This is a genomic window from Phytopseudomonas argentinensis, from assembly GCF_900113905.1.
Lineage (GTDB): Bacteria > Pseudomonadota > Gammaproteobacteria > Pseudomonadales > Pseudomonadaceae > Aquipseudomonas > Aquipseudomonas argentinensis.
This window is the reverse complement of sequence record NZ_FORC01000002.1, coordinates 648,817-670,795: the sequence shown is the minus strand read 5'-3', so window position 1 is coordinate 670,795 and position 21,979 is coordinate 648,817. Positions and strand designations below refer to the sequence as shown.

21 protein-coding genes are annotated in these 21,979 nt (G+C 66.3%); 11 read left to right on the top strand and 10 right to left on the bottom strand.

Annotation, left to right across the window (positions count from 1 at the left end; genetic code table 11):
* Nucleotides 1-12: 12 nt before the first annotated feature.
* Nucleotides 13-1,416, bottom strand: a complete 1,404-nt coding sequence (locus BM154_RS11625) for an MFS transporter (RefSeq protein WP_074883572.1) — start codon at nt 1,414-1,416, stop codon at nt 13-15.
* Nucleotides 1,417-1,483: 67 nt separating this feature from the next.
* On the opposite strand from BM154_RS11625, the gene BM154_RS11620 reads away from it, so the two are divergent.
* Nucleotides 1,484-1,924, top strand: a complete 441-nt coding sequence (locus BM154_RS11620; RefSeq protein ID WP_074883568.1) for a helix-turn-helix domain-containing protein — start codon at nt 1,484-1,486, stop codon at nt 1,922-1,924.
* A 106-nt stretch (nt 1,925-2,030) separates the two neighbouring features.
* On the opposite strand, the gene BM154_RS11615 is transcribed toward BM154_RS11620, so the two are convergent.
* The 4 genes from BM154_RS11615 to BM154_RS11600 all read right to left on the bottom strand — a co-directional run bounded on the left by BM154_RS11615 (nt 2,031) and on the right by BM154_RS11600 (nt 5,446).
* Entirely contained in the window at nt 2,031-2,381 is a 351-nt protein-coding gene (locus tag BM154_RS11615) for an antibiotic biosynthesis monooxygenase family protein (RefSeq protein WP_074883564.1), read from the bottom strand.
* Nucleotides 2,382-2,392: 11 nt separating this feature from the next.
* Complete coding sequence (locus BM154_RS11610; protein WP_074883561.1) at nt 2,393-3,397, bottom strand: zinc-dependent alcohol dehydrogenase family protein; 1,005 nt, start codon at nt 3,395-3,397, stop codon at nt 2,393-2,395.
* Between the two features lie 157 nt (nt 3,398-3,554).
* Nucleotides 3,555-3,857: an ArsR/SmtB family transcription factor gene (locus tag BM154_RS11605; RefSeq protein WP_070885386.1), complete on the bottom strand. Its 303-nt coding sequence runs from the start codon at nt 3,855-3,857 to the stop codon at nt 3,555-3,557.
* A gap of 419 nt (nt 3,858-4,276) precedes the next feature.
* Nucleotides 4,277-5,446 carry an MFS transporter gene (locus tag BM154_RS11600; RefSeq protein ID WP_074883558.1) on the bottom strand — a complete coding sequence of 390 codons (1,170 nt, stop codon included), beginning with the start codon at nt 5,444-5,446 and terminating at the stop codon, nt 4,277-4,279.
* A 94-nt stretch (nt 5,447-5,540) separates the two neighbouring features.
* Here BM154_RS11600 and BM154_RS11595 point away from each other — a divergent pair, with 94 nt between their 5' ends.
* Both BM154_RS11595 and BM154_RS11590 read left to right on the top strand, forming a co-directional pair.
* A complete protein-coding gene (locus BM154_RS11595; protein WP_074883554.1) occupies nt 5,541-6,434 on the top strand; it encodes a LysR family transcriptional regulator in 894 nt (297 codons plus the stop codon).
* Nucleotides 6,435-6,715: 281 nt separating this feature from the next.
* Nucleotides 6,716-9,256 (top strand): bifunctional diguanylate cyclase/phosphodiesterase, encoded by a 2,541-nt coding sequence (locus tag BM154_RS11590; protein WP_083414540.1) that lies wholly within the window; start codon nt 6,716-6,718, stop codon nt 9,254-9,256.
* Nucleotides 9,257-9,305: 49 nt separating this feature from the next.
* Here BM154_RS11590 and BM154_RS11585 read toward each other — a convergent pair whose 3' ends face one another.
* Both BM154_RS11585 and BM154_RS11580 read right to left on the bottom strand, forming a co-directional pair.
* On the bottom strand, nt 9,306-9,602 hold the full coding sequence (locus tag BM154_RS11585) for a hypothetical protein (RefSeq protein WP_074883546.1): 297 nt from the start codon (nt 9,600-9,602) through the stop codon (nt 9,306-9,308).
* A 14-nt stretch (nt 9,603-9,616) separates the two neighbouring features.
* On the bottom strand, nt 9,617-10,114 hold the full coding sequence (locus tag BM154_RS11580; protein WP_074883543.1) for a MarR family winged helix-turn-helix transcriptional regulator: 498 nt from the start codon (nt 10,112-10,114) through the stop codon (nt 9,617-9,619).
* 83 nt (nt 10,115-10,197) lie between these two features.
* Between BM154_RS11580 and BM154_RS11575 the strand changes: the two genes are divergently transcribed.
* Both BM154_RS11575 and BM154_RS11570 read left to right on the top strand, forming a co-directional pair.
* Nucleotides 10,198-11,100: a DMT family transporter gene (locus BM154_RS11575; RefSeq protein WP_074883541.1), complete on the top strand. Its 903-nt coding sequence runs from the start codon at nt 10,198-10,200 to the stop codon at nt 11,098-11,100.
* Nucleotides 11,097-12,257, top strand: a complete 1,161-nt coding sequence (locus BM154_RS11570) for a cyanate transporter (RefSeq protein WP_074883538.1) — start codon at nt 11,097-11,099, stop codon at nt 12,255-12,257. Before BM154_RS11575 ends, BM154_RS11570 begins: the two co-directional genes overlap by 4 nt.
* Before the next feature lie 141 nt (nt 12,258-12,398).
* Here the strand turns inward: BM154_RS11570 and mnmH are convergent, their stop codons facing one another.
* The gene (gene mnmH / locus BM154_RS11565; protein WP_074883535.1) at nt 12,399-13,490 is read right to left on the bottom strand and encodes a tRNA 2-selenouridine(34) synthase MnmH; all 1,092 of its coding nucleotides are present in this window, start codon (nt 13,488-13,490) and stop codon (nt 12,399-12,401) included.
* Nucleotides 13,490-14,524, bottom strand: a complete 1,035-nt coding sequence (gene selD, locus BM154_RS11560) for a selenide, water dikinase SelD (protein ID WP_074883532.1) — start codon at nt 14,522-14,524, stop codon at nt 13,490-13,492. The genes mnmH and selD overlap by 1 nt, the downstream gene beginning before the upstream one ends.
* Before the next feature lie 200 nt (nt 14,525-14,724).
* Between selD and BM154_RS11555 the strand changes: the two genes are divergently transcribed.
* The 6 genes from BM154_RS11555 to BM154_RS11530 all read left to right on the top strand — a co-directional run bounded on the left by BM154_RS11555 (nt 14,725) and on the right by BM154_RS11530 (nt 20,512).
* On the top strand, nt 14,725-16,026 hold the full coding sequence (locus tag BM154_RS11555; RefSeq protein ID WP_074883529.1) for an Nramp family divalent metal transporter: 1,302 nt from the start codon (nt 14,725-14,727) through the stop codon (nt 16,024-16,026).
* A gap of 163 nt (nt 16,027-16,189) precedes the next feature.
* On the top strand, nt 16,190-17,041 hold the full coding sequence (locus BM154_RS11550; RefSeq protein ID WP_074883526.1) for a putative selenate ABC transporter substrate-binding protein: 852 nt from the start codon (nt 16,190-16,192) through the stop codon (nt 17,039-17,041).
* Entirely contained in the window at nt 17,038-17,835 is a 798-nt protein-coding gene (locus BM154_RS11545) for a phosphonate ABC transporter ATP-binding protein (RefSeq protein ID WP_074883523.1), read from the top strand. Before BM154_RS11550 ends, BM154_RS11545 begins: the two co-directional genes overlap by 4 nt.
* The gene (locus tag BM154_RS11540; protein ID WP_074883522.1) at nt 17,829-18,656 is read left to right on the top strand and encodes a PhnE/PtxC family ABC transporter permease; all 828 of its coding nucleotides are present in this window, start codon (nt 17,829-17,831) and stop codon (nt 18,654-18,656) included. Before BM154_RS11545 ends, BM154_RS11540 begins: the two co-directional genes overlap by 7 nt.
* Nucleotides 18,653-19,420 carry a phosphonate ABC transporter, permease protein PhnE gene (gene phnE / locus BM154_RS11535; protein WP_074883519.1) on the top strand — a complete coding sequence of 256 codons (768 nt, stop codon included), beginning with the start codon at nt 18,653-18,655 and terminating at the stop codon, nt 19,418-19,420. The genes BM154_RS11540 and phnE overlap by 4 nt, the downstream gene beginning before the upstream one ends.
* A gap of 66 nt (nt 19,421-19,486) precedes the next feature.
* Nucleotides 19,487-20,512 carry an apurinic/apyrimidinic endonuclease family protein gene (locus tag BM154_RS11530; protein ID WP_074883515.1) on the top strand — a complete coding sequence of 342 codons (1,026 nt, stop codon included), beginning with the start codon at nt 19,487-19,489 and terminating at the stop codon, nt 20,510-20,512.
* 29 nt (nt 20,513-20,541) lie between these two features.
* Here the strand turns inward: BM154_RS11530 and BM154_RS11525 are convergent, their stop codons facing one another.
* Nucleotides 20,542-21,978, bottom strand: a complete 1,437-nt coding sequence (locus tag BM154_RS11525) for an efflux transporter outer membrane subunit (RefSeq protein WP_139225442.1) — start codon at nt 21,976-21,978, stop codon at nt 20,542-20,544.
* Nucleotide 21,979: the final 1 nt, after the last annotated feature.

The window sequence follows — 21,979 nt, the reverse complement described above, 5'->3', positions numbered from 1 at the left end:
CGCTTTGCATTTCTAGATCGGGTGATGGCCGCAAGCTTGTAATCGGCCTCTTGCGGCGAACAACAAGGTGAGGAAACACAGGCCCGCCACACCCAGGAAGGTCATGGAAAAGGCTTTGCCGATAACTGTGGCAGAGTTGTCGGCCAGGGTTGTGCCATCCAGCAACCAGGCGAACACCAATGGCAGCGCGGTGGCGCCCGCCAGCAAACCGAGATTGCGCGATAGGCCCAGCAACCCCGAGAGCACGCCGCGGTTCGCCTCAGCGGCCTGGTTCATTAACGCGGTGTTGTTGGCAGCCAGGAACAGCTGAAAGCCTGGGGTCATCAACAGCATCGCCGTCAGGTAACCCGGCACCCCGATAAGCCCCGGCAACACCGCAAAGCCACACAGCCCCACGGCAGCCAATAGCAGGCCCGCGAGCAGCACACGGTCGGTTCCGAAGCGATCGGTGAGCCGGCCAGCGGGTGCGCCGGATAGCGCTGCGGCAACCGGCCCGGCGGCCATAACCAACCCCATCCCCACCTCGCTCAAGCCCAAACCGAAGGACAGAAACAGCGGCCCGACCACAAGCGTGGACATCATGATGCTGGCGACCAGCAGGTTCATACAAAGCGGTGCGACGATAGCGCGCTCGCGAAACAGTGCCACCGGGATCAGCGGATGTTCCGCGCACCGTTCGCTGCGGATGAACAGCAGGCCTGCCACCAGCCCCGGTATCAGCAATGCCCAGGGTTGAACGGCAATGCCCGCCTGGCTGCCGGTGGCCGCCAGCGCAATGCCCAATAGTGCAGCGCATAGCCAGGCGCAGCCGGCCCAGTCGATACGGGCAGAGGCCGCCGCCGCTGGGGTTTTGCCGACACCTGCGCAGGCCAGCACCAGCAGGCCGGCGCCGCACAACGCCAACAGCACGAACATGGAGCGCCAGCCGAACTGGCCGATCAGCAAGCCGCCAACCGATGGCCCCAGTGCGGTGCCGATGGCCGACATGCTGCCCAGCAGGCCCATCGCGGCGCCCAGGCGCGCCTTGGCGATCAGACTTTTGGCGATCGACATCGGTAGCGCCATAAGCACGGCCGCTCCCAGCCCCTGCAGCGCACGAGCGGCGATAAGCCAACCCAGGCTCGGCGCAATGGCGCCGCAGACACTGGCCAGGGTGAACAGCGCGATGCCGGCGAGCAATACGCGGCGATTGCCATACAGATCCCCCAGGCGCCCGGCCACCACGATGGCTACCGTCACGGAGAGCAGGTAGGCCAGCACCACCCATTGCACCGCTGGCACACCTGCCGAGAACACCGTTGCCAGGTGCGGCAGCGCAACCGTCACGATGCTGGTGGCCAGCGATGCCAACAGGATGGCGCCCGCCAGTGCCGCGAGCGTGGGCACCTTGGCTGCGAGGGATGCTTGCGGTTTCATGGGTGAAGTCTGCCTGTCGAGGTCCGGATGACCTACTATGCAACTTCAAGTCAACTTGAGGTCAACAATGAAACTCGTCGACATCGGGGCGCTCTCGAAAACCAGCGGGCTGGCAACGTCCACGCTGCGCTACTACGAAGAAGTGGGCCTGATCCAACCAGTTTGCCGGAACGGATTACGCCGCCAATACAGTGAGGAGACGATCGTGCAGCTGGCCCTGATCAGCCTGGGCAAGGCCGCAGGGTTTTCGCTGGAAGAGATAGGCGGCATGTTCGACGAGGATCGAAGCGCCGCCCTGCCGCGGCCCAGGTTGCTGCAACGCGCCGATGAGCTCGACCGCCAGATTCTGCGCATGACCACCATGAGCCGCCTGCTCAGGCACGTGGCCGAATGCCCGGCGCCGTCGCATATGGATTGTCCGCGCTTTCGCAAGCTGCTGCGTGTGGTCTGCCCTTCGCTGCCGGAGGCCAAGGCAACACCTCGCAGCGGCAGAGCTGGAGACGCTTAACGCCGGCGTGGGCAGCGCCAGGGCGAACCGGAACGCTGGCCGCCCGTAACGCCAGTGAACAGTCCGCCTATCAATACAAACGGCATACTGCTTTGCCATTACGCGCTCAAGCGACCGGCCATTCGCTGCCAAAGGGGCCGCCCTGCTCGCCCGAGGTTGCACCTGCAAAGGCGGCGCCTTCGATGTGGTACAGGGTCGGCTCTCCCGAGAAGCACGGCTCCAGGGCCTGCATGAACAGCTGGTGGTCGTCACTCACTTCGAAGCGCTGCGTGTGATCCTCCAGGGACTGCCAGCGCACGATCAGGTTGAAGTGCAGCGGGTTTTCGATGCCTTGCGCGAGCAGGTGGCCGCCGTAGCCCTGGGCCCGGCAGAGCAATGGCACCACCTCGGCGAATGCCCGCCTGAAGCGTTCGAGGTGTCGCTCGTGGATGGGCAGCAGCGCGATTTCATAAACCATGGGGCACCTCCTCAGCGTGGGTTCGACGGTTGGGTGTGGGTGTCGGGGCGCGCCTCTGGCACCACGGCAATGGCGATCTTGCCACGCAGGCCGTTGTTGGGCGTTTCCAGCAGCGCATGGGCCAGCGGAATATCGGCCAGCGAGTACACCGCACCGAGGTGCGGCCGCAGTTGGCCGCGCTCGATCAAGGCGCTCAGCTCATTGAGCTTGCCGCGGTTCTGCCGGGTGAACACGAAGTGGTAGCTGGCGTTCTTGCCCCAGGCCTGCAGGAGGTTCTGTGGTAGGGCGATGTCGACGATCGATACCACCCGGCCGAGTTGGGCGAGTACGTCGGGGCTGCGCGCCAGGGTGTCGCCGCCGATGGTGTCGAACACCACGTCGACGCCCTGCCCGCCTGTTTCCCGCAGGATGGCCTGGGCGTAATCCTCCTGCGCGTAGTCGATCACCACATCGGCACCCAGGCTGCGGGCGAATTCGAAGTTGGCCTCACGTACGGTGGTGAACACCTTGGCGCCCATGGCCTTGGCCAGCTGGATCGCCACATGGCCGACGCCACCCGCCCCACCGTGGATCAGCACGCTCTCGCCCACCCTGAGCGCCGCGCGCACCACCAGAGCTTCCCATGCGGTGCCGCCAACCAGGGTGAGGCTGGCCGCCTCGAGATGGCTCAGCGAGGACGGCTTGCTGCCGACGATGCGTTCGTCAGCCACGTGGTACTCGGCATAGCTGCCAGGGCCCTCGAAGATCTGTGGCGTGTACCAGACTTCATCGCCAGGCGCGAAGCCCGTCACGCCCGGCCCGACCGCTTCGACGACACCGGACACGTCATGCCCGGTAATCGCGGGTAGTGGCACCAGGTCGGGGTAGTCGCCGCGGCGTACCTGATAATCCAGCGGGTTGACGGACGTGGCATGTACCCGTACCAACACCTGCCCCGCTTGCGGCACGGGCTTGGGCACGTTGACCAACTGGAATGCTTGCGGGCCGCCAAAGGCGTTGAGTATCTGCGCTTTCATTGTTGATTCCTCGCTTCTGGAAAAAGGGATATCGAGATTTTTCGATATGTGAACACAAAAAATTTACGGCGATTTCGCTACGCGCTCAGTCCAGGCAAGCCCTCGCTTCGGTAAAAAGGAATATCGGGATTTGCCGATATTCAGGAATAAAGAAAAACTACAGTTCCTTGCCTATCAGTTCGGCCAGCGCGCTGATGGCTTTCTCGTTGCGCTTGTAATAGGTCCACTGCCCGATGCGCCTGACTTCCACCAGGCCCGCTCGCTGCAGCGTCGCCAGGTAGTCGGACACCGTCGACTGCGACAGCCCCACCCCTTCCTGAATGCTGCTCACGCACACCCCCACCGTATGAACGTCGCCTTCATCCTGTGGCGGGAAGTTCTTCGCGGGATCCTTCAGGCCCTTGAGAATCTCAAGGCGCGTGCGATTGGAGAGTGCTTTGAATACGTCGATCAAGTCCATGGCGCGATAATATCGAGATTTACCGATATGTCAATCCAGGGAATGTTCTGACGACTGCCGTCGGTCTGATGCGACACACGCCTTGCCACAAACGCAAAGGGCCACGGTTCATCTCGAACCGTGGCCCCTACCCTGTTCACAGCAGCGCCTAGGGTGGATCGGAACGCCGGCCGCTCGTAGTGCCAGCGAACAGTCCACCTGCCAAGACTGCTTCGCGAACGGAACGCCGCCAGGTACGCCCTAGCAGCCTTAGAGCCTGTTCAAAGTCTCGCGAGCTAGAGCAATGCAAGGCGAAAACAGGCGAGGACGCGGAGTTTACGAGCTGTAAATGAGCAGCCCGACTAGGCTGGCAATCCAGCCTGTTTTTAACGCCGCAGTGCCGATGCGCAGCAGACTTTGGACAGGTTCTTACACCCGAATCAACGGCATACCGCCAGCGCCACCGCCCTGGCTCGCCAGGCAAACCCCAGCACCATCAAAAGCCCCAGCGCTGCCATCGCCGCGCCGGCCAGGGAGATCGCCGGGTAGCCGAGCCCCGCGCTGATCACCGCGCCGCCCAGGGCCGCACCAACGGCATTGCCGAGGTTGAAAGCACCTATATTCACTGCCGAGGCCAGGTTGGGGGCGTCCTTGGCGGCTTCCATCACGCGCATCTGCAGCGGCGGCACGATGGCGAAGCTGGCGATGCCCCAGATGAGGATGGCCACGGCGGCCGGCAGCGGCCAGCGCATCAGCACGGTGAAGGCCAGCAGCACCAGGATCAGCGCACTGAGCGAAGCGATCAGGGTGCGGTCAATGGAGCGATCCGCCGCCTTGCCGCCCCACATGTTGCCCAGGGTCAGGCCCACACCGTAGAGCACCAGCATGGCGGTGATAAAGCCGGTGGAGGCATGGGTCTGGGTGCTGAGGATCGGCGCGATATAGGTGAACACGGTGAACATCGCACTGGAGCCGACCACGGTCAGGGCCAGCGCGGCGAGCACCGGGCCACGGCCCAGAACGCGGATTTCGGCGAGCGCGCCGTCGCCTTTCGGCAACTCGACGTTGGGCAAGGCGAACCACAGCGCGAGCATGGTGATCACGCCCAGGCCGGCAATGCCCCAGAACGCCGTGCGCCAGCCGAGCAGTTCACCGAACCAGGCGGCCAGCGGCACGCCGCCGATGGTCGCCAGGGTCAGGCCCATGAACATCGCCGCCACCGCGCCGGCCCGTTTGTCCGGGGCGACCAGGCTGGCGGCGACCACCGAGCCGACGCCGAAGAAGGCGCCATGGTTGAGCGAGGTGACCACCCGGGCGATCAGCAGGCTGGTGTAGTCGGTGGCCAGGGCGGACATCAGGTTGCCGAGGGTGAAGATGGCCATCAGCCCGATCAGCAGGTAGCGCCGAGGAATCCTGCCGGTGGTCAGAGTCATCAGCGGCGCGCCGATCAGCACACCGATGGCATAGGCGCTGACCAGCAGGCCGGCAGCGGGAATCGACACGCCAAGGTCACTGGCGATGCCGGGCAACATGCCCATGGGGGCGAACTCGGTAACGCCGATGCCGAAGGCACCGATGGCGAGCGCGACGAGGGGTGGATTGATACGCATGAGAGGCTCCTTATCTATGCCGCAAATGCTACGATCCCCATCCCATGGGCGGTAGACCGCTTTTCTGGCAAACACCTTTGCTACAGAGGCACAAATGGACGTAGGCGGCCGATCAGGCGAGATGGAAGTGCTGGTGCGCGTGGCGCAGGAAGGCAGCCTGTCGGCGGCGGCGCGCACCCTGGGCATGACGCCCTCGGCGGTCAGCCGCATCATTGCCCGCACCGAGCAGCGCCTGGGCACCCGCCTGCTGCTGCGCACCACCCGGGCGATCACCTTCACGGCCGAAGGCGAGGCGTACCTGCGCGGCGCCCGGCGCATCCTCGCCGACCTGGCGGAGGTCGAGGACGCCATCGCCGACCAGAGCGTGCCCAAGGGCCGTATTCGCGTCAGCGCCGCGCTCGGTCACGGCCGGCTGGCCATCGTGCCGCTGGTGGCGGCCTTCAGCGCGCGCTACCCGAACATCGTCGTCGACCTGACCCTGGGCGATGAGGTGGTGGATATTCTTGGCGGCCAGGCCGACGTGGCGGTGCGTTTCGGCCCGCTGCCGGACAGCCCGCTGACCGCCCGCAAGGTCGGCGAAACCGGCCAGATCGTGGTGGCCTCACCCGACTACCTGGCGCGCCACGGCACGCCCCAGGCGCCGGAGGACCTACTGCAGCACAACTGCCTGCGCTTCAACTTCCGCCGCGCCGAGCCCAACTGGCCCTTCGTGCGCGACGGCGAGGTGTTCTCCCTGAAGGTGTGCGGCAACATCGAATGCAGCAGCGGCGAAGCCCTGGCGCAACTGGCCCGGGTTGGCGCCGGCATCGCCCGCATCGGCGCCTTCACGGTCAACGAGGACATCGGGCGCGGTGACCTGGTGCAGCTGCTCGAAGCCTACAACCCCGGCGAACGGGAACCGATTCATGCGGTATTCGTCGGCGGCCCGACGATGCCGGCGCGGGTACGGCTGTTCGTGGATTTTCTGATCGAGCATCACCGGCTGTAGGGAATTTTGCCCCTACCCAACTGCCCGCTGCTCAGGCTGCGCGTGAAAATGCTTGCGGAGCGCTCGGCGTCCGCTGCGGGCGGGCGCGGAGCACGCTGGCCTGAGGCCCATGCCGGAGCGTGGGAGCGAGACTGTCCCCGGGCAAATGCGCCAAGCGTCGCCTCACACGGGGCACTCCGTCAGGGCGGCGCCGCCGACCTTAACGAAAAGCCTCGGGCAGCCGATAGAAAGGGATTGGCGCAACGCCAGAATCGATTGCAATGAGTTGAAGGTAGTCATCAATGCCAGAGGATGTCGGCGGTATGCGCAGCCATACCGAAATGACGCGAAAGTTCGCAGCCGGGTTTGCCTTGCTGATGGCGAGCCTGCTCGCAATTGCCTGTGCTGCGCTGATTGCCATCGCTTATCAGAAAAACCTCGCCCAGGTCGAACATGACGAACTGGCACTCGCGCAATCGCTGGGGGCCATCAAACGCTCGCTGCACACCACGGTGATGGACTATGCCTTCTGGGACGACGCCTATGCCAAGGTCGGCAGCGGTCAGGTCGATATCGACTGGGCCTATGGGCGAGACAACATGGGCGAGTCGCTTTATTCGAGCTTTTCGATCGATGGCGCGTTCATCATCGACCCCGCGCAAGCAACCCTCTACTCGGTGATCAAGGGCGAGCTGAGTTCGCGGAGCGCCGCCGATTTCATTTCCGCCGACTTCGCGCCGCTGGTTGAGGCGGCCCGGCAACAGGCTGGTGGGGGCCAGGCGGCTTTCGGCTACTACCCGGTCGGTGATGCAATTGCCGGGGCCTACGCGGCGGCGATCAAATCCGAGGGGATGAGCGATCCGAAATCGCTGTCCGCCACCTCCGTCATGCTGTTCGTGGACATCCTCGACATCCAGGCGCTCGGCCTCAACGCCAACCTGGCTGACCTGCGGGCGGTCAGCCATCCGCCCGGCGACCACCCCTATTTCAAGCTGGAGCCGGCATTCGGCTCGACCTACGTCCTGACGTGGACGCCGGCCCGGCCCGGCGATGCGTTTCTTACCGCATTGCTGCCCTTGCTGGTGCTCATCGCCATTGTATTTGCCCTGGCGATGCGGGCACTGCAGCGCCGCATGCTGAAGGCCTCTGCACTGTTCGATGCCAGTCAGGAGGCCCTGCGTGTCAGTGAGGAGCGCTTTCGCTCGGTTGCCGAATCGACCTCCGACTGGATCTGGGAGACCGATCAGCAAGGGCGCCTCACCTTCATTTCCGAGCGGTTCACGGCCATGACCGGCCTGCCCGTCAGCGCCTGGCAAGGCCGGCATCTGCATGAACTCCTCGGCCTGCCGCCGCACAGCTTCCTCGCCCAGGCCCAGGCCTCCTCGCAAGCGAGCCTGCCGCGGCGCCCAATCGAATGTTCCTATGCTGATGCGCAGGGCGTCTCACGGCACTGCACGCTGTCCATCGGCATGGTTGCGGAAGGTACCAAACACCTGGGCTACCAGGGCACGGTGACCGACATCACCGAAGAGGTCGAAGCCAAGCGCCAGATCAGTCACCTGTCCCACCATGATGCGCTGACCGGCCTGCCCAATCGCCGTTATCTGCAAGCGCACCTGCAGAGCAAACTGGAGAACCCACAAGGCCGGGTGTTTCTGTTGAGCCTGGACCTGGATCGCTTCAAGCCGGTGAACGATACCCTCGGCCATTCGATTGGTGACGAAGTGCTCTCCGAGGTGGCACAGCGGCTCAAGCAGTGCGTGCGCGACGACGATATGGTGGCCCGGCTCGGCGGCGACGAATTCGTGCTGGTGATCGATGACCCGCTGCAGCGGGTCGAACTGGAACCGCTGTGCGCGCGCATCTGCGACTCCATTGGCAAGGTGTTCGTCAGCGGCGAGCATGAGCTGCTGCTGGGCGCCAGCATCGGCGTGGCCATCGCGCCGCAGGATGCCGTGCAGGCCAGCGAACTGTTGCGTTACGCCGATATCGCGCTCTACGAAGCCAAGGCCGCCGGCAGAAGTACCTGGCAGTTCTACGCCAGTGAAATGAACGAGCGCATCGTCAATCGCCGCAAGATCGAAACCGATCTGCGCAATGCCCTACGTGGCGGCGAGCTGTTTCTGCAATACCAGCCTCGCTACACCATCAGCCGGCAGACAGTATCCGGCGCCGAGGCCCTGGTGCGCTGGCAGCACCCGACACGGGGCTTGCTGATGCCGGACAGTTTCATCGCCATCGCCGAAGAGACCGGCCTGATCATTGCGCTCAGCGACTGGGTGCTGCACAACGCCTGCACGGCGGCAAGCCAATGGCCCGACGACCTTCAGGTGTCGGTCAACCTGTCGCCGGTGGAATTCCAGCGAGGCGACCTGGTGGCGCGCGTGCGCCATGCGCTGGAGGCGACGCAGCTGGCCCCTGGCCGCCTGGAACTGGAAATCACCGAAACCGTAATGCTCAAGGACTCCGTAGCCGCCCTGCAGATCATGCTGCAGCTCAAACGCCTGGGGGTTCGCTTGTCCATGGATGACTTCGGCACCGGTTATTCGGCGCTCAGCTACCTGCGCACCTACCCCTTCGACGCGATCAAGATAGACCGCAGCTTCATCGCGGACCTGCAGGGCGACGCCAAGACCACCGCCGTTGCCATCATCGAGTCGATCATCGGCCTGGGCCGTGCCCTGTCAATGACCGTGACGGCAGAAGGCGTGGAGAGCGCCAGCCAGTTGAGCGACCTGGCCCGCATTCACTGTGACGAGGCCCAGGGCTACTACCTCGGCCGCCCACATTCGCTGGAACAATTCGAGCGCTTGATAACCTCCGCCTCCCTCGCGCGCCCCTAGCAGCCGAGCGTCGAGTGGCCCATGGGGACATCGCTGCGCGGCGACCTACTCAGCGATTCAGGCCCCACGCGAACAGCAGGTACAGCCCAAAAGCCACCACCGGCAGCAGGTGCCAGAAGTTGGAGAGCCACGGCGCCGAGCTGAGGTAACCGACCACCAGCAAGCCGGCGGTGGCCAACGAGAGGCCGGGAAGCAGCAGCATCAGGCTCGACAGCAGACGATCCTGCAAAGGTGTCAGTTCGCTGTTATTGGCGATGGCGGCGGCGGAGAACACCACGATCAAGCCTTGCAGGCCTGCGAAGAACAGCTGGGCGAATACGCCGATGATCAATGCCGGAAGAGACATGGGCTGGATTCCTTTCATTCACCGAGTTGCAGGTTGGCCAGCAGCTTGCCGGTGAGCCCATGCAACTGCTGTTTTTCCTCGTCACTGAGGGCGGCCAGAACACGCTGCAGGTTAGCAACGTGGGCGGTGAGCATGCTGTCGATCAGTTCAAAGCCCGCCGGTGTCAGCGCCACGAGGATGCCGCGGCGGTCGGACGGATGCTTGCGCCGTTCGATCAGCCCGGCTTTCTCCAGGCGGTCGATGCGGCTGGTCATGCCACCGGAGGAAATCATCGCGCTTTCGTACAGGGCAGTGGGCATCAGCGCATAGGGTTCGCCAGCGCGGCGCAGGGTGGCCAGCAAGTCGAACTCGCCGGCCTGCAGGCCATGGCTGGCGAAGAACGGCGACAGGTGATCACGACTGATCACCTGGCTCAATTCGCCCAGCCTGCCGATCACCGCCATGGCGAAGCCGTCCAGATCCGGGCGTTGCTCACGCCACTGTTCAGCGGCCAGTTGTGCTCGATCCTGCATGTCGCCCTCGATTTACCTTGCTATCAAGATACTTTTCAAAAAGAATGTTTGTATCTTATCGTAGATCGGCTTTGGAGACAGGTATGAGACAGCCCCTGCAGCGCCCCTATCTGGCGCTGTTCCTGTTGCTGGCGATCGGCGCCCTGATGGGCCTGACCAGCAACCTGGTGAAACTCGCCGGCCAGCAAGGCTGGCAGCCCTTGGCCTTCCTGCTGTGGAGCCTGCTCGGCGGCGGCCTGGCGCTGCTGGTACTAGTACGTCTGCGTGGCGAGCGCACGGGCATAACGCCGCCCTTGTTGCGCTACTACCTGATTGCCGGGCTGATCAGCATCGCCCTGCCCAATGGCCTTCTGTTCAGCTCCATCGGCCATGTCGGTGCCGGCTTCGCGTCGATGTGCCTGGCCTTCCCACCGCTGTTCACCTACCTAATGGCCCTGGCCCTGCGCATGGAGCCGCTGAGCCGCATTCGCCTGCTGGGCATTGGCATCGGCCTGGTCGGCAGCGTGCTGCTGGCCCTGGGCAAGCTGCAGGATGGCGACGCCCCTCGACTGTGGGTGCTGGCCGCACTGTCGATCCCGCTGTTCCTGGCCATGGGCAATATCTACCGCTCGCGCTACTGGCCGAGCGGTGCCAGCCCATTGTCCCTGGCGCCAGGCATGCTGCTGGGCGGCGCCCTGCTTTTGTTGCCCATGGGCCTGCTGGGCGCCGACCTGGCGCCGCAGCTGGGCAGCCAGGCCGCCATACTTCTGCTGCTGGTGCAGATGGCGCTGTTCGCCATCGTCTATGCGCTGTTCTTCGTGCTGCAGAAGCTCGCCGGCGCGGTATTCCTCAGCCAGATCGGCTCGGTGGCCGCCGTGCTCGGCGCCGCCATGGCCATCGGCCTGCTGGGTGAACAGGGTAGCCTGTCGATGCTGCTGGCCGGGCTGTGCATCGTCAGCGGTGTGCTGCTGGTGGCCTGGCGCGGCGCCCAGGAGAAGGCGCAATGAAACGCCAGACCCTGTTGCTGCTGGCGATCATCTTGCTGGGCCTGAACCTGCGCCCGGTGCTCGCGGCGGTGGGCCCGCTGCTCGACCGCATCCAGCTGGACACCCACCTGGGGCACGTGGGCGCCAGCCTGCTGACCAGCCTGCCGATCGTGATCATGGGCCTCGGCGCCCTGGCGGCCACCTTTCTACGCGGGCGCTTCGGCGAGCGACGCGGTATCTGGCTCGGCACCCTGCTGATAGCCCTCGCCTGCCTGGCCCGTGGCCTGGTGCCCAGTGCCACGCCGTTGCTGATCAGTGCCCTGCTGGCAGGCGCCGGTATCGCCTTCGTGCAAGCGTTGCTACCGGGGTTGATCAAGGCACGCTTCAGCCACGATGCGGGTCGGCTGATCGGCTTCTACAGCTGCGCGATCATGGGCGGCGCCGCCTTCGGTGCTGCGCTGACGCCCTGGCTGGCGCAGTGGCTGGGCTGGTCGTGGGCACTGGCCACCTGGGCTCTGCCGGCCATCATCGCCTGCCTGCTGTGGAAGCGCGCCGCGCCGGCGGACGAGCCGACCACAAGCGGCTCGGCGGCACCGCTCAACCCCTGGCGCTCGCCACGCGCCTGGCTGCTGATGGCCTTTTTCGGCGTCGGCACCGCCGGTTATACGCTGGTGCTGGCTTGGCTGCCGCCCTACTACACCTCGCTGGGCTGGAGCGCCGAGTCCAGCGGCCTGCTGCTGGCCGCCCTGACCCTCTGCGAAGTAACCGCCGGCCTGCTGGCCTCGAGCCTGCTGGCGCGCTGCCCGGATCGCCGGGTGCTCTTGAGTTTCGTGCTGGTGTGTCTGCTGCTCGGGCTGATCGCCCTGGTGCTTGCGCCGCTGACGCTGGTGGTGCCGATCTGCGTGCTGATCGGCATCGGTATCGGCGCCCTGTTTCCGCTATCGCTGGTGGTGGCGCAGGATCACCTCGACGACCCACGCCAGACCGGTGACCTGCTGGCCTTCGTGCAGGGCGGCGGCTACCTGATCGCCGCCACCTCGCCGCTGCTCGCCGGCCTGCTGCGCCAGTACACCAACAACCTGCGCCTAAGCTGGCTGATGATGGCCGCCGCCACGCTGGTGCTGATGCTCATGGCAAAGCGCTTCAAACCGGGCAGCGGGCATTTCCATACCCGCTGAGGGCGTAGGGCGGACTCAGTCATGTAGGGCGGCCCGAGACGCCGGCCGCTCGTAGCGTCAGCGAACAGTCCGCCATGCCGACGCGCGGCGTACTGCTGCGCGAAGGGAACGCCGCTCGGAACGCCCTACGTCGCGGTGAGGTTAATGTGCTTCGCGCAGGTAGGCGACCACCGCGGCCTCGTCGCCAGCGAAGACGATGCGCTCGGCCTTGCTGTCGCGCTGGTAGGCGTACATGGGGTCGTAGTATTCACGCAGCAGCCCGGCGATCCAGTCGCGGTGAAAGCCTACGGCGCCGCTACGCTGCTGGGCGCCGAGGGCGTCGACCATGATTGCCCGCAGGCGCTGGTGGCGCTCGCCGCCCAGGCGTTTGTGGATGTTGTCCAGGCTCTGCAGCAGGCGCGCGGCGAACAGGTCGAAGCCGCGCTCCTCGCCATTGACGGCGATGAATTCGGCGCACAGGTCGATCACATAGTCACGCAGGATGCGCTCCACACGCCCCTCGAAGCTGTCTTCGAGCCACACCAGCGGGTAGGTCTGCATGCCCTGATGCAGCGACAGCGGCACGTTGCAGCTGCCGACGATGCGCCCTTCGTCTTCGAGCACGAAGCGCTCGATGCCCGCCGCACGCTTGCGCAGAATGTCCACGGCCAGGGCGTTCTCGAAATCGATCTGCGCCGGCTGGCCGGTGGCGCGCTTGCCGAAACTGGAGCCGCGGTGGTTGGCATGGCCTTCCAGGTCCAGGCCATCGGGCAGCTGGGCCAGCACATCGGTCTTGCCGGTGCCGGTCATGCCGCCGACCACCACGAAGCGGCACTGCGCTACGGCTTCTTCGAGGGTATCGAGCAGAAAGGTACGCATCGCCTTGTAGCCGCCGGTGATGCGCGGGTAGTCGATGCCCGCTTCGCGCAGCCACTGCTGGACGATCTGCGAGCGCAGGCCGCCGCGAAAGCAGTACAGGTAGCCATCTGGGTTGGCGCGGGCGAAGGCCGCCCAGGCCGCGACCCGATGGGCCTTGATCTCGCCACCGACCAGCTGGTGACCCAGTTTGATGGCCGCCTCCTGGCCGTGTTGCTTGTAGCAGGTGCCGACCTTCTGGCGTTCCAGGTCGGTCATCAGCGGCAGGTTGACCACGCCGGGGAACGCGCCCTTGGTGAATTCCACCGGTGCGCGGGTATCCATCATCGGTACACCGTCGAGGAACAGGGCACGGAAATCGCGGGCATCCTCGCGCATCAGAACACCTCGACGGCGTGACGCTGTCGCTCCACCAGCACGCCGATGGGGGCCAGGTGCAGGCCCAGTTCGGCGGCCACGGCGAGAAACTCGGCCTCGCCCGCTTCGCTGACGGCGATCAGCAGGCCGCCACTGGTCTGTGGGTCGCAGAGCAGATCGCGCTGGCTGTCGCTGAGCGCAGCGATGCGTTCGCCGTAGCTGTCGAAGTTGCGCAACGTGCCGCCGGGTACGCAGCCCTCGGCCAGGTAGTGCTCCACGCCCGGCAGGCGCGGCACGGCGGCGTAGTCCAGGCGGGCGGTGAGGCTGGCGCCGTCGGCCATTTCCACCAAGTGGCCAAGCAGGCCGAAGCCGGTGACGTCGGTCATGGCGTTGACGCCGGCCAGCTTGCCGAAGCGGCTGCCCGGCTTGTTCAGGGTGCACATCCAGTCGCGGGCCAGGCCCACGTCTTCGCCACGCAGCTTGGCCTTCTTCTCGGCGGTGGTGAGGATGCCTATGCCCAGGGGCTTGGTCAGGTACAGGGTGTCGCCGGCCCTGGCAGTGTCGTTGCGCTTCATGTGCTGCTTGCTCACCACGCCGGTCACCGCCAGGCCGAAGATCGGCTCCGGGGCGTCGATGGAGTGGCCACCGGCCAGGGGGATGCCGGCGGCATCGCACACCGCGCGGCCGCCACGGATCACTTCGCGGGCGACCTCTGGCGGCAGCAGGTTGACCGGCCAGCCGAGGATGGCGATGGCCATCAGCGGGTCGCCGCCCATGGCGTAGATGTCGCTGATCGCATTGGTGGCGGCGATGCGGCCGAAGTCGAAGGGGTCATCGACGATGGGCATGAAGAAGTCGGTGGTCGACACCACGCCACGCTCGTCATCGAGGGCGTACACCGCCGCATCGTCACGGGAGGCGTTGCCGACCCACAGCTTGGGGTCGAGATTCTGCGCGCCGCTGCCGGCCAGGATCACCTCCAGCACCTTGGGGGAAATCTTGCAGCCGCAGCCGGCACCGTGGCTGTACTGGGTCAGGCGGATCGGCTCACTCATGGCAACGCTCTCGTCAACGGGAAAACAGGCGGCGGATTCTACCAGCCCGTGCACGCCCTCGCAGAGGCGAGCAGCCGAACTGCATGGCCGCGCGTGGCTGTACGACCTGCAACACTTTTCATCCGCACCCCGGCACGCAAGGCTCCGCGCCCTATCTATGCTCCATGAAAATGCCCTGGCGGCGCTCACAGGAAGATGCCATGAACGACAACAACGAGACGCGCGCACCTTCGATGGAAGAACCCTCCCAGTCGGCCCCGCCAAGCGGCACGGCGGCGCGCTGGAAGCTCATCGGCCCGGGCATCGTGGTCGCGGTCACGGGTGTCGGCGCTGGCGACCTGGTGGCGACCCTGATCGCCGGCTCGCGCTTCGGCTACGCCCTGCTCTGGGCCGCGGTGGTGGGCTGCATCGTCAAGATCGCCCTCGCGGAAGGCTCGGCGCGCTATCACCTGGCTACCGGCTCGACCATTCTCGAAGGCTGGCGCTCGCTGGGTAAATGGACGTACTGGTACTTCGGTATCTACATCGTGATCTGGGGCTTCGTGTACGGCGGCACGGCGATGAGCGCCACGGCGCTACCGCTGGCCGCGCTGTTTCCGGACGTGATGCCGTTCTGGATGTGGGGCGCATTGTCGGGGATCGCCGGCGCGTTGTTCGTACTGTTCAACCGCTACAGCGCCTTCGAGACGGTCATGAAGCTGTTCATCGGCATCATGTTCGTGGTGGTCGTCGGCCTCGCCATTCTGGTCATGCCCAATCTCGGCCAGGCAGTGACCGGCCTGGTACCGACCATTCCCGAAGGCTCGGCGATCTACACGCTGGGCCTTATCGGCGGCGTTGGCGGAACCATCACCATGGCCTCCTACGGCTACTGGGTGCAGGCCAAGGGTTGGCGCACCCCGGCGTGGATGGGCATGATGCGCCTGGACAACCGGGTGGCCTACATCGCCACCGGCATCTTCGTGATTTCGATGCTGATCGTCGGCGCCGAGCTGCTCTATACCGCCCAGGTCACCCTGGCGGGCGGTGACCGCGGCCTGCTCGACCTCGATGAAATCCTGCGCGAGCGCTTCGGCAGCTTTGTATCCACCCTGTTCCTGATCGGCTTCGCGGCGACCACCTTCTCGTCGATCCTCGGTGTCTGGCACGGTGTGTCGCTGTTGTTCGCCGACTTCGTGCGCCAGGTGCAGGGCGGCGAGCAGGCAAAAGGTGCCCGCCAGGACCTGGAAAAAACCCCGGCCTTCCGCTTCTACGTGCTCTGGCTGACCTTCCCGCCGATGTTGCTGCTCACCCTGGGCCGGCCATTCGGCCTGGTGATCGCTTACGGCGCCTTCGGTGCGTTCTTCATGCCGTTCCTGGCGCTCACGCTGATCTGGCTGCTCAATTCGCAACGGGTGCCGGCAGAGTGGCGCTCGGGCTGGCTGTCCAACGGCCTGCTGGGAATTGCCGCGGCGCTTTTCGTGGTGCTCTGCCTGAACGAGTTGGCCCGCCTGATCGGCTAGGCCCACACCACCCCCCGCGGTGCTCGCCGCGGGGGGCGACTGCCCCTATACTTGCGCCGCCCGTGCCGCGCACCAGCCGCCCAGCCACGCCTGAGCAGCACCGCATCTGCCCGTACGCCGCACACATCCTCTCGTTTTTTCCGCCATTGAACCGGAGAACTCCATGCTCAAGCGCACCCTGTCGCTGCTCGCCGGCCTCGCTCTGTCCGCCGCTGCCCTTACCACCCACGCTGCCGAAACCCTGCGCGTCTCGGCGATTCCCGATGAAGCCCCCACCGAGCTGCTGCGCAAGTTCAAGCCGCTGGGCGCCTACCTGGAGCAGCAATTGGGCATGAAGGTCGAATTCGTGCCGGTGGCCGACTACCCGGCCGTGGTCGAGGCCCTGGCCACCGATCGCCTGGACATGGCCTGGCTGGGCGGCTTCACCTTCGTGCAGGTGAACCTGAAGACCGGTAACGCGATGCCCCTGGTGCAGCGCGAACAGGACGCCGCCTTCACCAGCACCTTCATCAGCGCCGACCCGCAGGTCAAGTCGCTCAAGGACCTGAAGGGCAAGACCTTCGCCTTCGGCTCGATTTCCTCCACCTCCGGCAGCCTGATGCCGCGCTACTTCATGCTGCAGGACGGCATCAAGCCGGAAAGCTACTTCAGCCGCGTCGCCTACTCCGGCGCCCACGATGCCACCGCTGCCTGGGTGCAGGCCGGCAAGGTCGACGCGGGCGTGCTGAACTCCAGCGTGTGGGACAAGCTGGTCAAGAGCGGCAAGGTCGACACCAGCAAGGTCAAGGTCTTCGCCACCACGCCAACCTACTTCGATTACAACTGGACGGTGCGCGGCACTCTCGACCCGGCGCTGGCCGAGAAGATCAAGCAGGCGTTCCTGGCCCTCGACCCCGCCAACCCGGAGCACAAGGCGATTCTCGACCTGCAGGCGGCCAGCCGCTTCATCGAGACCAAGCCTGAAAACTACAAGGGCATCGAAGAGGCTGCCCGCGCTGCCGACCTGCTGAAATGAGCCTGCGCCTGAGCGCCGTCGGGCTCACGCACGGCAATGGCGTACAGGCGCTGCAGGGCATCGACCTGAGCGTCGCGCAGGGCGAGCGGGTGGCGATCATCGGCCCGTCCGGCGCCGGCAAGTCGAGCCTGCTCAACCTGCTGGCCACCGCCCTGGCGCCCAGCGGGGGCGAGCTGCAGGTGCTCGGCGAGCGCCCGTGGCAACTGTCCAGCCGCCAGCGCCAACGCCTGCGCACGCGCATCGGCCTGATCCACCAGGCGCCGCCCTTGCCGCTGCGCCAGCGGGTGGTCACCGCCGTGCTGGCCGGGCGCCTCGGCCAGTGGGGCCTGGCCCGAAGTTTGCTCAACCTGCTGCACCCACTGGACATTCCCGGCGCCCGTGCGCAGCTGGACAAGCTGGACCTGGGCGACAAGCTGTTCGCCCGCTGCGGGCAACTTTCCGGCGGCCAATTGCAGCGCGTCGGCATCGCCCGCGCCCTGTATCAGGCCCCGCAACTGCTGCTAGCCGACGAGCCGGTCTCGGCCATGGACCCACGCCTGGCCGACCACACCCTGTCGCTGCTGGTGGGCCATGCCAGAGCCGGCGGGGTGACCCTGGTCGCCAGCCTGCACACGGTGGAATTGGCCCTGGCGCACTTTCCACGCATCGTCGGCGTGCGTGACGGGCGCATCGCCTTCGACCTGCCGGCCGGCGAAGTCGACCCCGAACGTCTGCAGGCGCTGTACGCCAACGAACAGCTGAGCACCGCCCGCGTTGCTGAGCCTGCGCCGGGGGCCTGGGCGGCGCGATGCTGAACCACGCTCACCGCGACCCCGCGGCCCTGCCGCGCCTGGCTTTAGCGCTGCTGGCCATTGTCCTGCTATGGCCAGGCATGCAGCTGGCCGAGCTGGACCTGGGCGTGCTGCTGCACCCGGACAGCGCCGGGTCCATGGGCGGCTTTCTCAAGGATTTCTGGCCACCGGCCCACGATGAGGACTTCCTCACCCTGCTGCTGGATGCCACCCTGCAGACCCTGGCCATCGCCACCGCCGGCATGGCCCTGGCGCTGCTGCTGGCGGTGCCGGCGAGCCTCTTGGCCAGCCGCGCGCTGTCGCTCTCGGCGGCCTCACGCGGCGGCCAGCCGGGTGCCCTGGGCCGCTGGATGCGCTGGCCGGTACGCGGTGCGCTGATCGTGCTGCGCAGCGTGCCGGAAATCGTCTGGGCGCTGCTGTTCGTGCGCGCCGTGGGCCTGGGCCCGACCGCTGGGGTGCTGGCCATCGCCATCACCTACGCGGGCATGCTCGGCAAGGTCTACGCGGAAATCTTCGAGTCGGTGGACCAACGCCCCGTGCACGCGCTGCTGAACAGCGGCAGCGGACGCCTGGCCGCCTTCGCCTATGGCGTGCTGCCGGCCGCCGCCGCGGAGCTGACCTCCTATACGGTGTACCGCTGGGAATGTGCGGTGCGCGCCTCGGTGGTGATGGGTTTCGTTGGCGCCGGTGGCCTGGGCCAGCAGATCGACTTGTCGATGCGCATGTTCGCCGGCGCCGAAGTGGCCAGCATGCTGCTGACCTTTCTGCTGCTGGTATTGCTGGCTGATCAACTGAGCCGCCTGCTGCGCGCGAGGTTCACATGAGGCGCCTGGGCAACCTGCTGCTGGTGCTGGGCATCGCCGCAGCGGTGATCGGCTCCTTCGTCTATCTCGGCCTGGACCTGGCCGGTCTGTTCGGCGCCGACAGCCTCGGGCAGATGGGCAGCTACGCGGCGCGCTTTCTCAATCCCGATTTCAGCGCCAGCCACCTACAGGCCACCGCCCACGGCGCCCTGGAGACCCTGGCCATGTCGGCCGTGGGTACCTTGCTCGCCGCCGTGCTCGGTTTGCTGCTGGCCCTGCCCGCGGCCGGTCGTTTGGGCGCCCTCGCCCAGGCTGCCACGCGGCTGCTGCTCAATGCCCTGCGAGCGATTCCCGAGCTGGTGTGGGCGGTGTTGATGGTGCTGGCTGCCGGCCTGGGCCCCAACGCCGGCACCCTGGCGCTGGCGCTGCACACCGCTGGCGTGCTCGGCCGGCTGTTCGCCGAGGCCCTGGAGAACACTCCGCCGCAGCCCGCCGACGCCATTCGCCTGCAGGGCGGCGGCGCCTGGGCCGCGTTCTGCTACGGCACCCTGCCGGCGCTGTGGCCGCAATTGCTGGCCTACAGCCTGTACCGCTGGGAGAACAACATCCGCATGGCGGCGATCATGGGCTTCGTCGGGGCCGGCGGTTTAGGGCAAATGCTCTACGTCAGTCTGAGCCTGTTCCAGGAGGCCCAGGCCGCCACGGTGATCCTCGCCATGTTGCTGCTGGTGCTGGCGGTCGACGCCTTCAGCGGCTGGACGCGACAGCGCTGGGTGCGCAATTAATCCGGGAGCGCCGGGGCGCTAGCCGCGGTCTGAAACTGCCTGCACAGCCTATTCCGAGACTCGTCCATGTCCGTACCCCGCATTGGCTTCGCCTGCCAGTACCGCCACCCCGACCGCAGCCTGCCGGCTGGCGAGCTGAAGATCATCGAGGCGGCCTTCAACCCGCGCACCACCACCCTGCGCTGGATGGACAGCGTCAGCCAGGCGGTGGCCTACGCCAAGCTGACCGAGATAGTCGAGCACAACCTGCAGGCCCAGCTGCGTCTGCTCGCCTACGTGGTCACCCTGCCCGAGCCGCTGCAGATGCTGCGCCTGAGCAGCGACCTGCTGCCGTTCTACAGCCACCCCAAGGTCGCCGCCTTCTATCAGCGGCCAGAAATGGAACAACGCCTGATCGAAGGCTTCGCAGCCATCGGCGAAGTGGCGCGCGCCGCCAACATTCGCCTGTCCATGCACCCCGGCCAGTATTGCGTGCTGGGCTCGGATCGCCCCGACGTGGTGGAGAACAGCCTTGCCGAGTTCGAGTATCACGCCGATATGATCCGCATGATGGGCTACGGGCGGATCTTTCAGGACTTCAAGTGCAACCTGCATATCGCTGGCAAGCTGGGTGGCGACGGTATTCGCGCGGTATGGCCGCGGCTGTCCCATGAGGCGCGCCAGTGCATCACCTTCGAGAACGACGAGAAGACCTATGGCGTGGATGCCTGCCTGGCCCTGGCCGATCTCGCCCCCGTGGTGCTCGACGTGCACCACTGCTGGATCCACGAGGACGACTACATCGACCCGCACAGCGAGCGCGTGGCGCGGATCATCGACAGCTGGCGCGGCGTGCGCCCGACCATGCACCTGTCACAACCTCAGGAGCGCCTGCAGGAACTGGGGCTGAGCGCCGAGCAGAAACTGCAGATGCCCGAAGTGCTGGCGGTGGCGCCCAAGCGCGAGCTGTATGGCCACAGCGCGCGCATGTGGAACCACTGGACCAACGAGTACGTGCTGCAGTTTCTCGATCGCTTCGACATCATGTTCGAAGCCAAGGACAAGAACCTGGCGACCGTGGAGTTCTACGAGCGTTACCTGAAAAGCGCCTAGTTTGCCGGTGCCGCTTGCTTGGCCTGGGTTCATGCGCCGCCGGCGTGTTGCTCCCAGCCGCCACCCAGTGTGCGGTACAGGCCGACGAGCGCCAGGGAGGTGGCCTGGCGGCTGTCCAGCAGTTCTCCCTCGTTGCTCAGCAAGGCCTGCTGCACGCTCAGCACGTTGAGGTAATCCACCGTGCCCTCCTGGTATTGCAATTCGGCATTGTCCAGTGCCACGCGGCTTTGCTCGACCGCTCCCTGCAATCGATCATGGCGACGTTGCTGGGCCTCATAGGCGGCCATGGCGTCGTCCACTTCGTGCCAGGCGCCGAGCACGGTACGCTGGTAGGCGATGGCCGCTTCCTGCTGCTGCGCCTCGCGCAATTGCAGGGCGCCGCGCCGACGCCCGCCGTCGAACAGCGGCACCCTGATCGCCGGGCCGATGGCGAAGCGATGGGCGGACCAGCCGTCCAGGTCCCCTAACTGCAACGCCTGCAGGCCGAGATCGCCGGACAGGGTGATGCGCGGATAGAAGTCCGCCTCGGCCACGCCGATGCTGGCGGTGGCCGCGTGCAGTTGGGCCTCGGCCTGGCGAATGTCCGGGCGGCGGCGGGCCAGCTCGCTGGGCAGACCGACCGGTACGCGCAGCGGGCCCTGGGGAATCTCGGCTGGCTCGCCGAGTTCCGCCTGCAGGCTCCCTGGGGCCTGCCCGAGCATCAGCGCCAGGGCGTTGCCCAGCCGCCGCTCGCGCAGGCGCAGCGGCTCCAGGCGCGCCTCGAGGGATGCCACGCGGGAAGCCGCTTCGGCGACTTCCAGGTGGGTAGCCACGCCGTCGTCCAGACGCGTCTGGTTGAGGGTCAGGCTGCGCTGGGCGATCTGCAGGTTCTGCTCGGTGATCAGCCGCAGCTGCTGAGCGCCGCGTAGCTGGATGTAGTCGCTGGCGGTTTCCGCCAGCACCGACAGCGCCACGCCGTCACGCAGTGCCTGGCTGCCGGCGAGCTGCGCGTCGGCGGCTTCCACTTCCCGGCGTACGCGACCCCACAGGTCCAGCTCCCAGCTGGCGCCCAGACCGGCCTGCCAGAGGTTGTAGTCGCTCTTGCCGGCGTTGCCGGACGGGTCGTTGAGGCCCTCCTCGCTGTTGCGGGCGCGGCTGTAGCCGGCCTGGCCATCCAGGCTCGGCCCCTGTGCGGCGCCGCTGCTCAGGCGCACGGCGCGGCTTTGCTGTACGCGGCTGGCAGCCAGTTGCAGGTCGAAGTTGCCGGCCACCGCGCGCTGCAGCAAGGCGGAGAGCTGCGCATCGGCGAAGCTTTCCCACCAGCGCGCCTGCACGCTGGCCGCCTCTGGCTGGCTGCGTACCGGGCCTTGCTGCAGGGCCCAGGCGTCCGGCAGGCGGGCATCAGGGCTGCGAAAGTCCGGGCCCAAGGTACAGGCGCTCAGGGCGATGCCCAGGCCGAGCAGCGTCAGTCGATACAGTCGGTTCATA

Coding starts and splice junctions, on each gene's coding strand:
- BM154_RS11625 (WP_074883572.1), bottom strand. CDS start 1,416: ATGAAACCGCAAGCATCCCTCGCAGCCAAGGTGCCCACGCTCGCGGCA.
- BM154_RS11620 (WP_074883568.1), top strand. CDS start 1,484: ATGAAACTCGTCGACATCGGGGCGCTCTCGAAAACCAGCGGGCTGGCA.
- BM154_RS11615 (WP_074883564.1), bottom strand. CDS start 2,381: ATGGTTTATGAAATCGCGCTGCTGCCCATCCACGAGCGACACCTCGAA.
- BM154_RS11610 (WP_074883561.1), bottom strand. CDS start 3,397: ATGAAAGCGCAGATACTCAACGCCTTTGGCGGCCCGCAAGCATTCCAG.
- BM154_RS11605 (WP_070885386.1), bottom strand. CDS start 3,857: ATGGACTTGATCGACGTATTCAAAGCACTCTCCAATCGCACGCGCCTT.
- BM154_RS11600 (WP_074883558.1), bottom strand. CDS start 5,446: ATGCGTATCAATCCACCCCTCGTCGCGCTCGCCATCGGTGCCTTCGGC.
- BM154_RS11595 (WP_074883554.1), top strand. CDS start 5,541: ATGGACGTAGGCGGCCGATCAGGCGAGATGGAAGTGCTGGTGCGCGTG.
- BM154_RS11590 (WP_083414540.1), top strand. CDS start 6,716: ATGCCAGAGGATGTCGGCGGTATGCGCAGCCATACCGAAATGACGCGA.
- BM154_RS11585 (WP_074883546.1), bottom strand. CDS start 9,602: ATGTCTCTTCCGGCATTGATCATCGGCGTATTCGCCCAGCTGTTCTTC.
- BM154_RS11580 (WP_074883543.1), bottom strand. CDS start 10,114: ATGCAGGATCGAGCACAACTGGCCGCTGAACAGTGGCGTGAGCAACGC.
- BM154_RS11575 (WP_074883541.1), top strand. CDS start 10,198: ATGAGACAGCCCCTGCAGCGCCCCTATCTGGCGCTGTTCCTGTTGCTG.
- BM154_RS11570 (WP_074883538.1), top strand. CDS start 11,097: ATGAAACGCCAGACCCTGTTGCTGCTGGCGATCATCTTGCTGGGCCTG.
- mnmH (WP_074883535.1), bottom strand. CDS start 13,490: ATGCGCGAGGATGCCCGCGATTTCCGTGCCCTGTTCCTCGACGGTGTA.
- selD (WP_074883532.1), bottom strand. CDS start 14,524: ATGAGTGAGCCGATCCGCCTGACCCAGTACAGCCACGGTGCCGGCTGC.
- BM154_RS11555 (WP_074883529.1), top strand. CDS start 14,725: ATGAACGACAACAACGAGACGCGCGCACCTTCGATGGAAGAACCCTCC.
- BM154_RS11550 (WP_074883526.1), top strand. CDS start 16,190: ATGCTCAAGCGCACCCTGTCGCTGCTCGCCGGCCTCGCTCTGTCCGCC.
- BM154_RS11545 (WP_074883523.1), top strand. CDS start 17,038: ATGAGCCTGCGCCTGAGCGCCGTCGGGCTCACGCACGGCAATGGCGTA.
- BM154_RS11540 (WP_074883522.1), top strand. CDS start 17,829: ATGCTGAACCACGCTCACCGCGACCCCGCGGCCCTGCCGCGCCTGGCT.
- phnE (WP_074883519.1), top strand. CDS start 18,653: ATGAGGCGCCTGGGCAACCTGCTGCTGGTGCTGGGCATCGCCGCAGCG.
- BM154_RS11530 (WP_074883515.1), top strand. CDS start 19,487: ATGTCCGTACCCCGCATTGGCTTCGCCTGCCAGTACCGCCACCCCGAC.
- BM154_RS11525 (WP_139225442.1), bottom strand. CDS start 21,978: ATGAACCGACTGTATCGACTGACGCTGCTCGGCCTGGGCATCGCCCTG.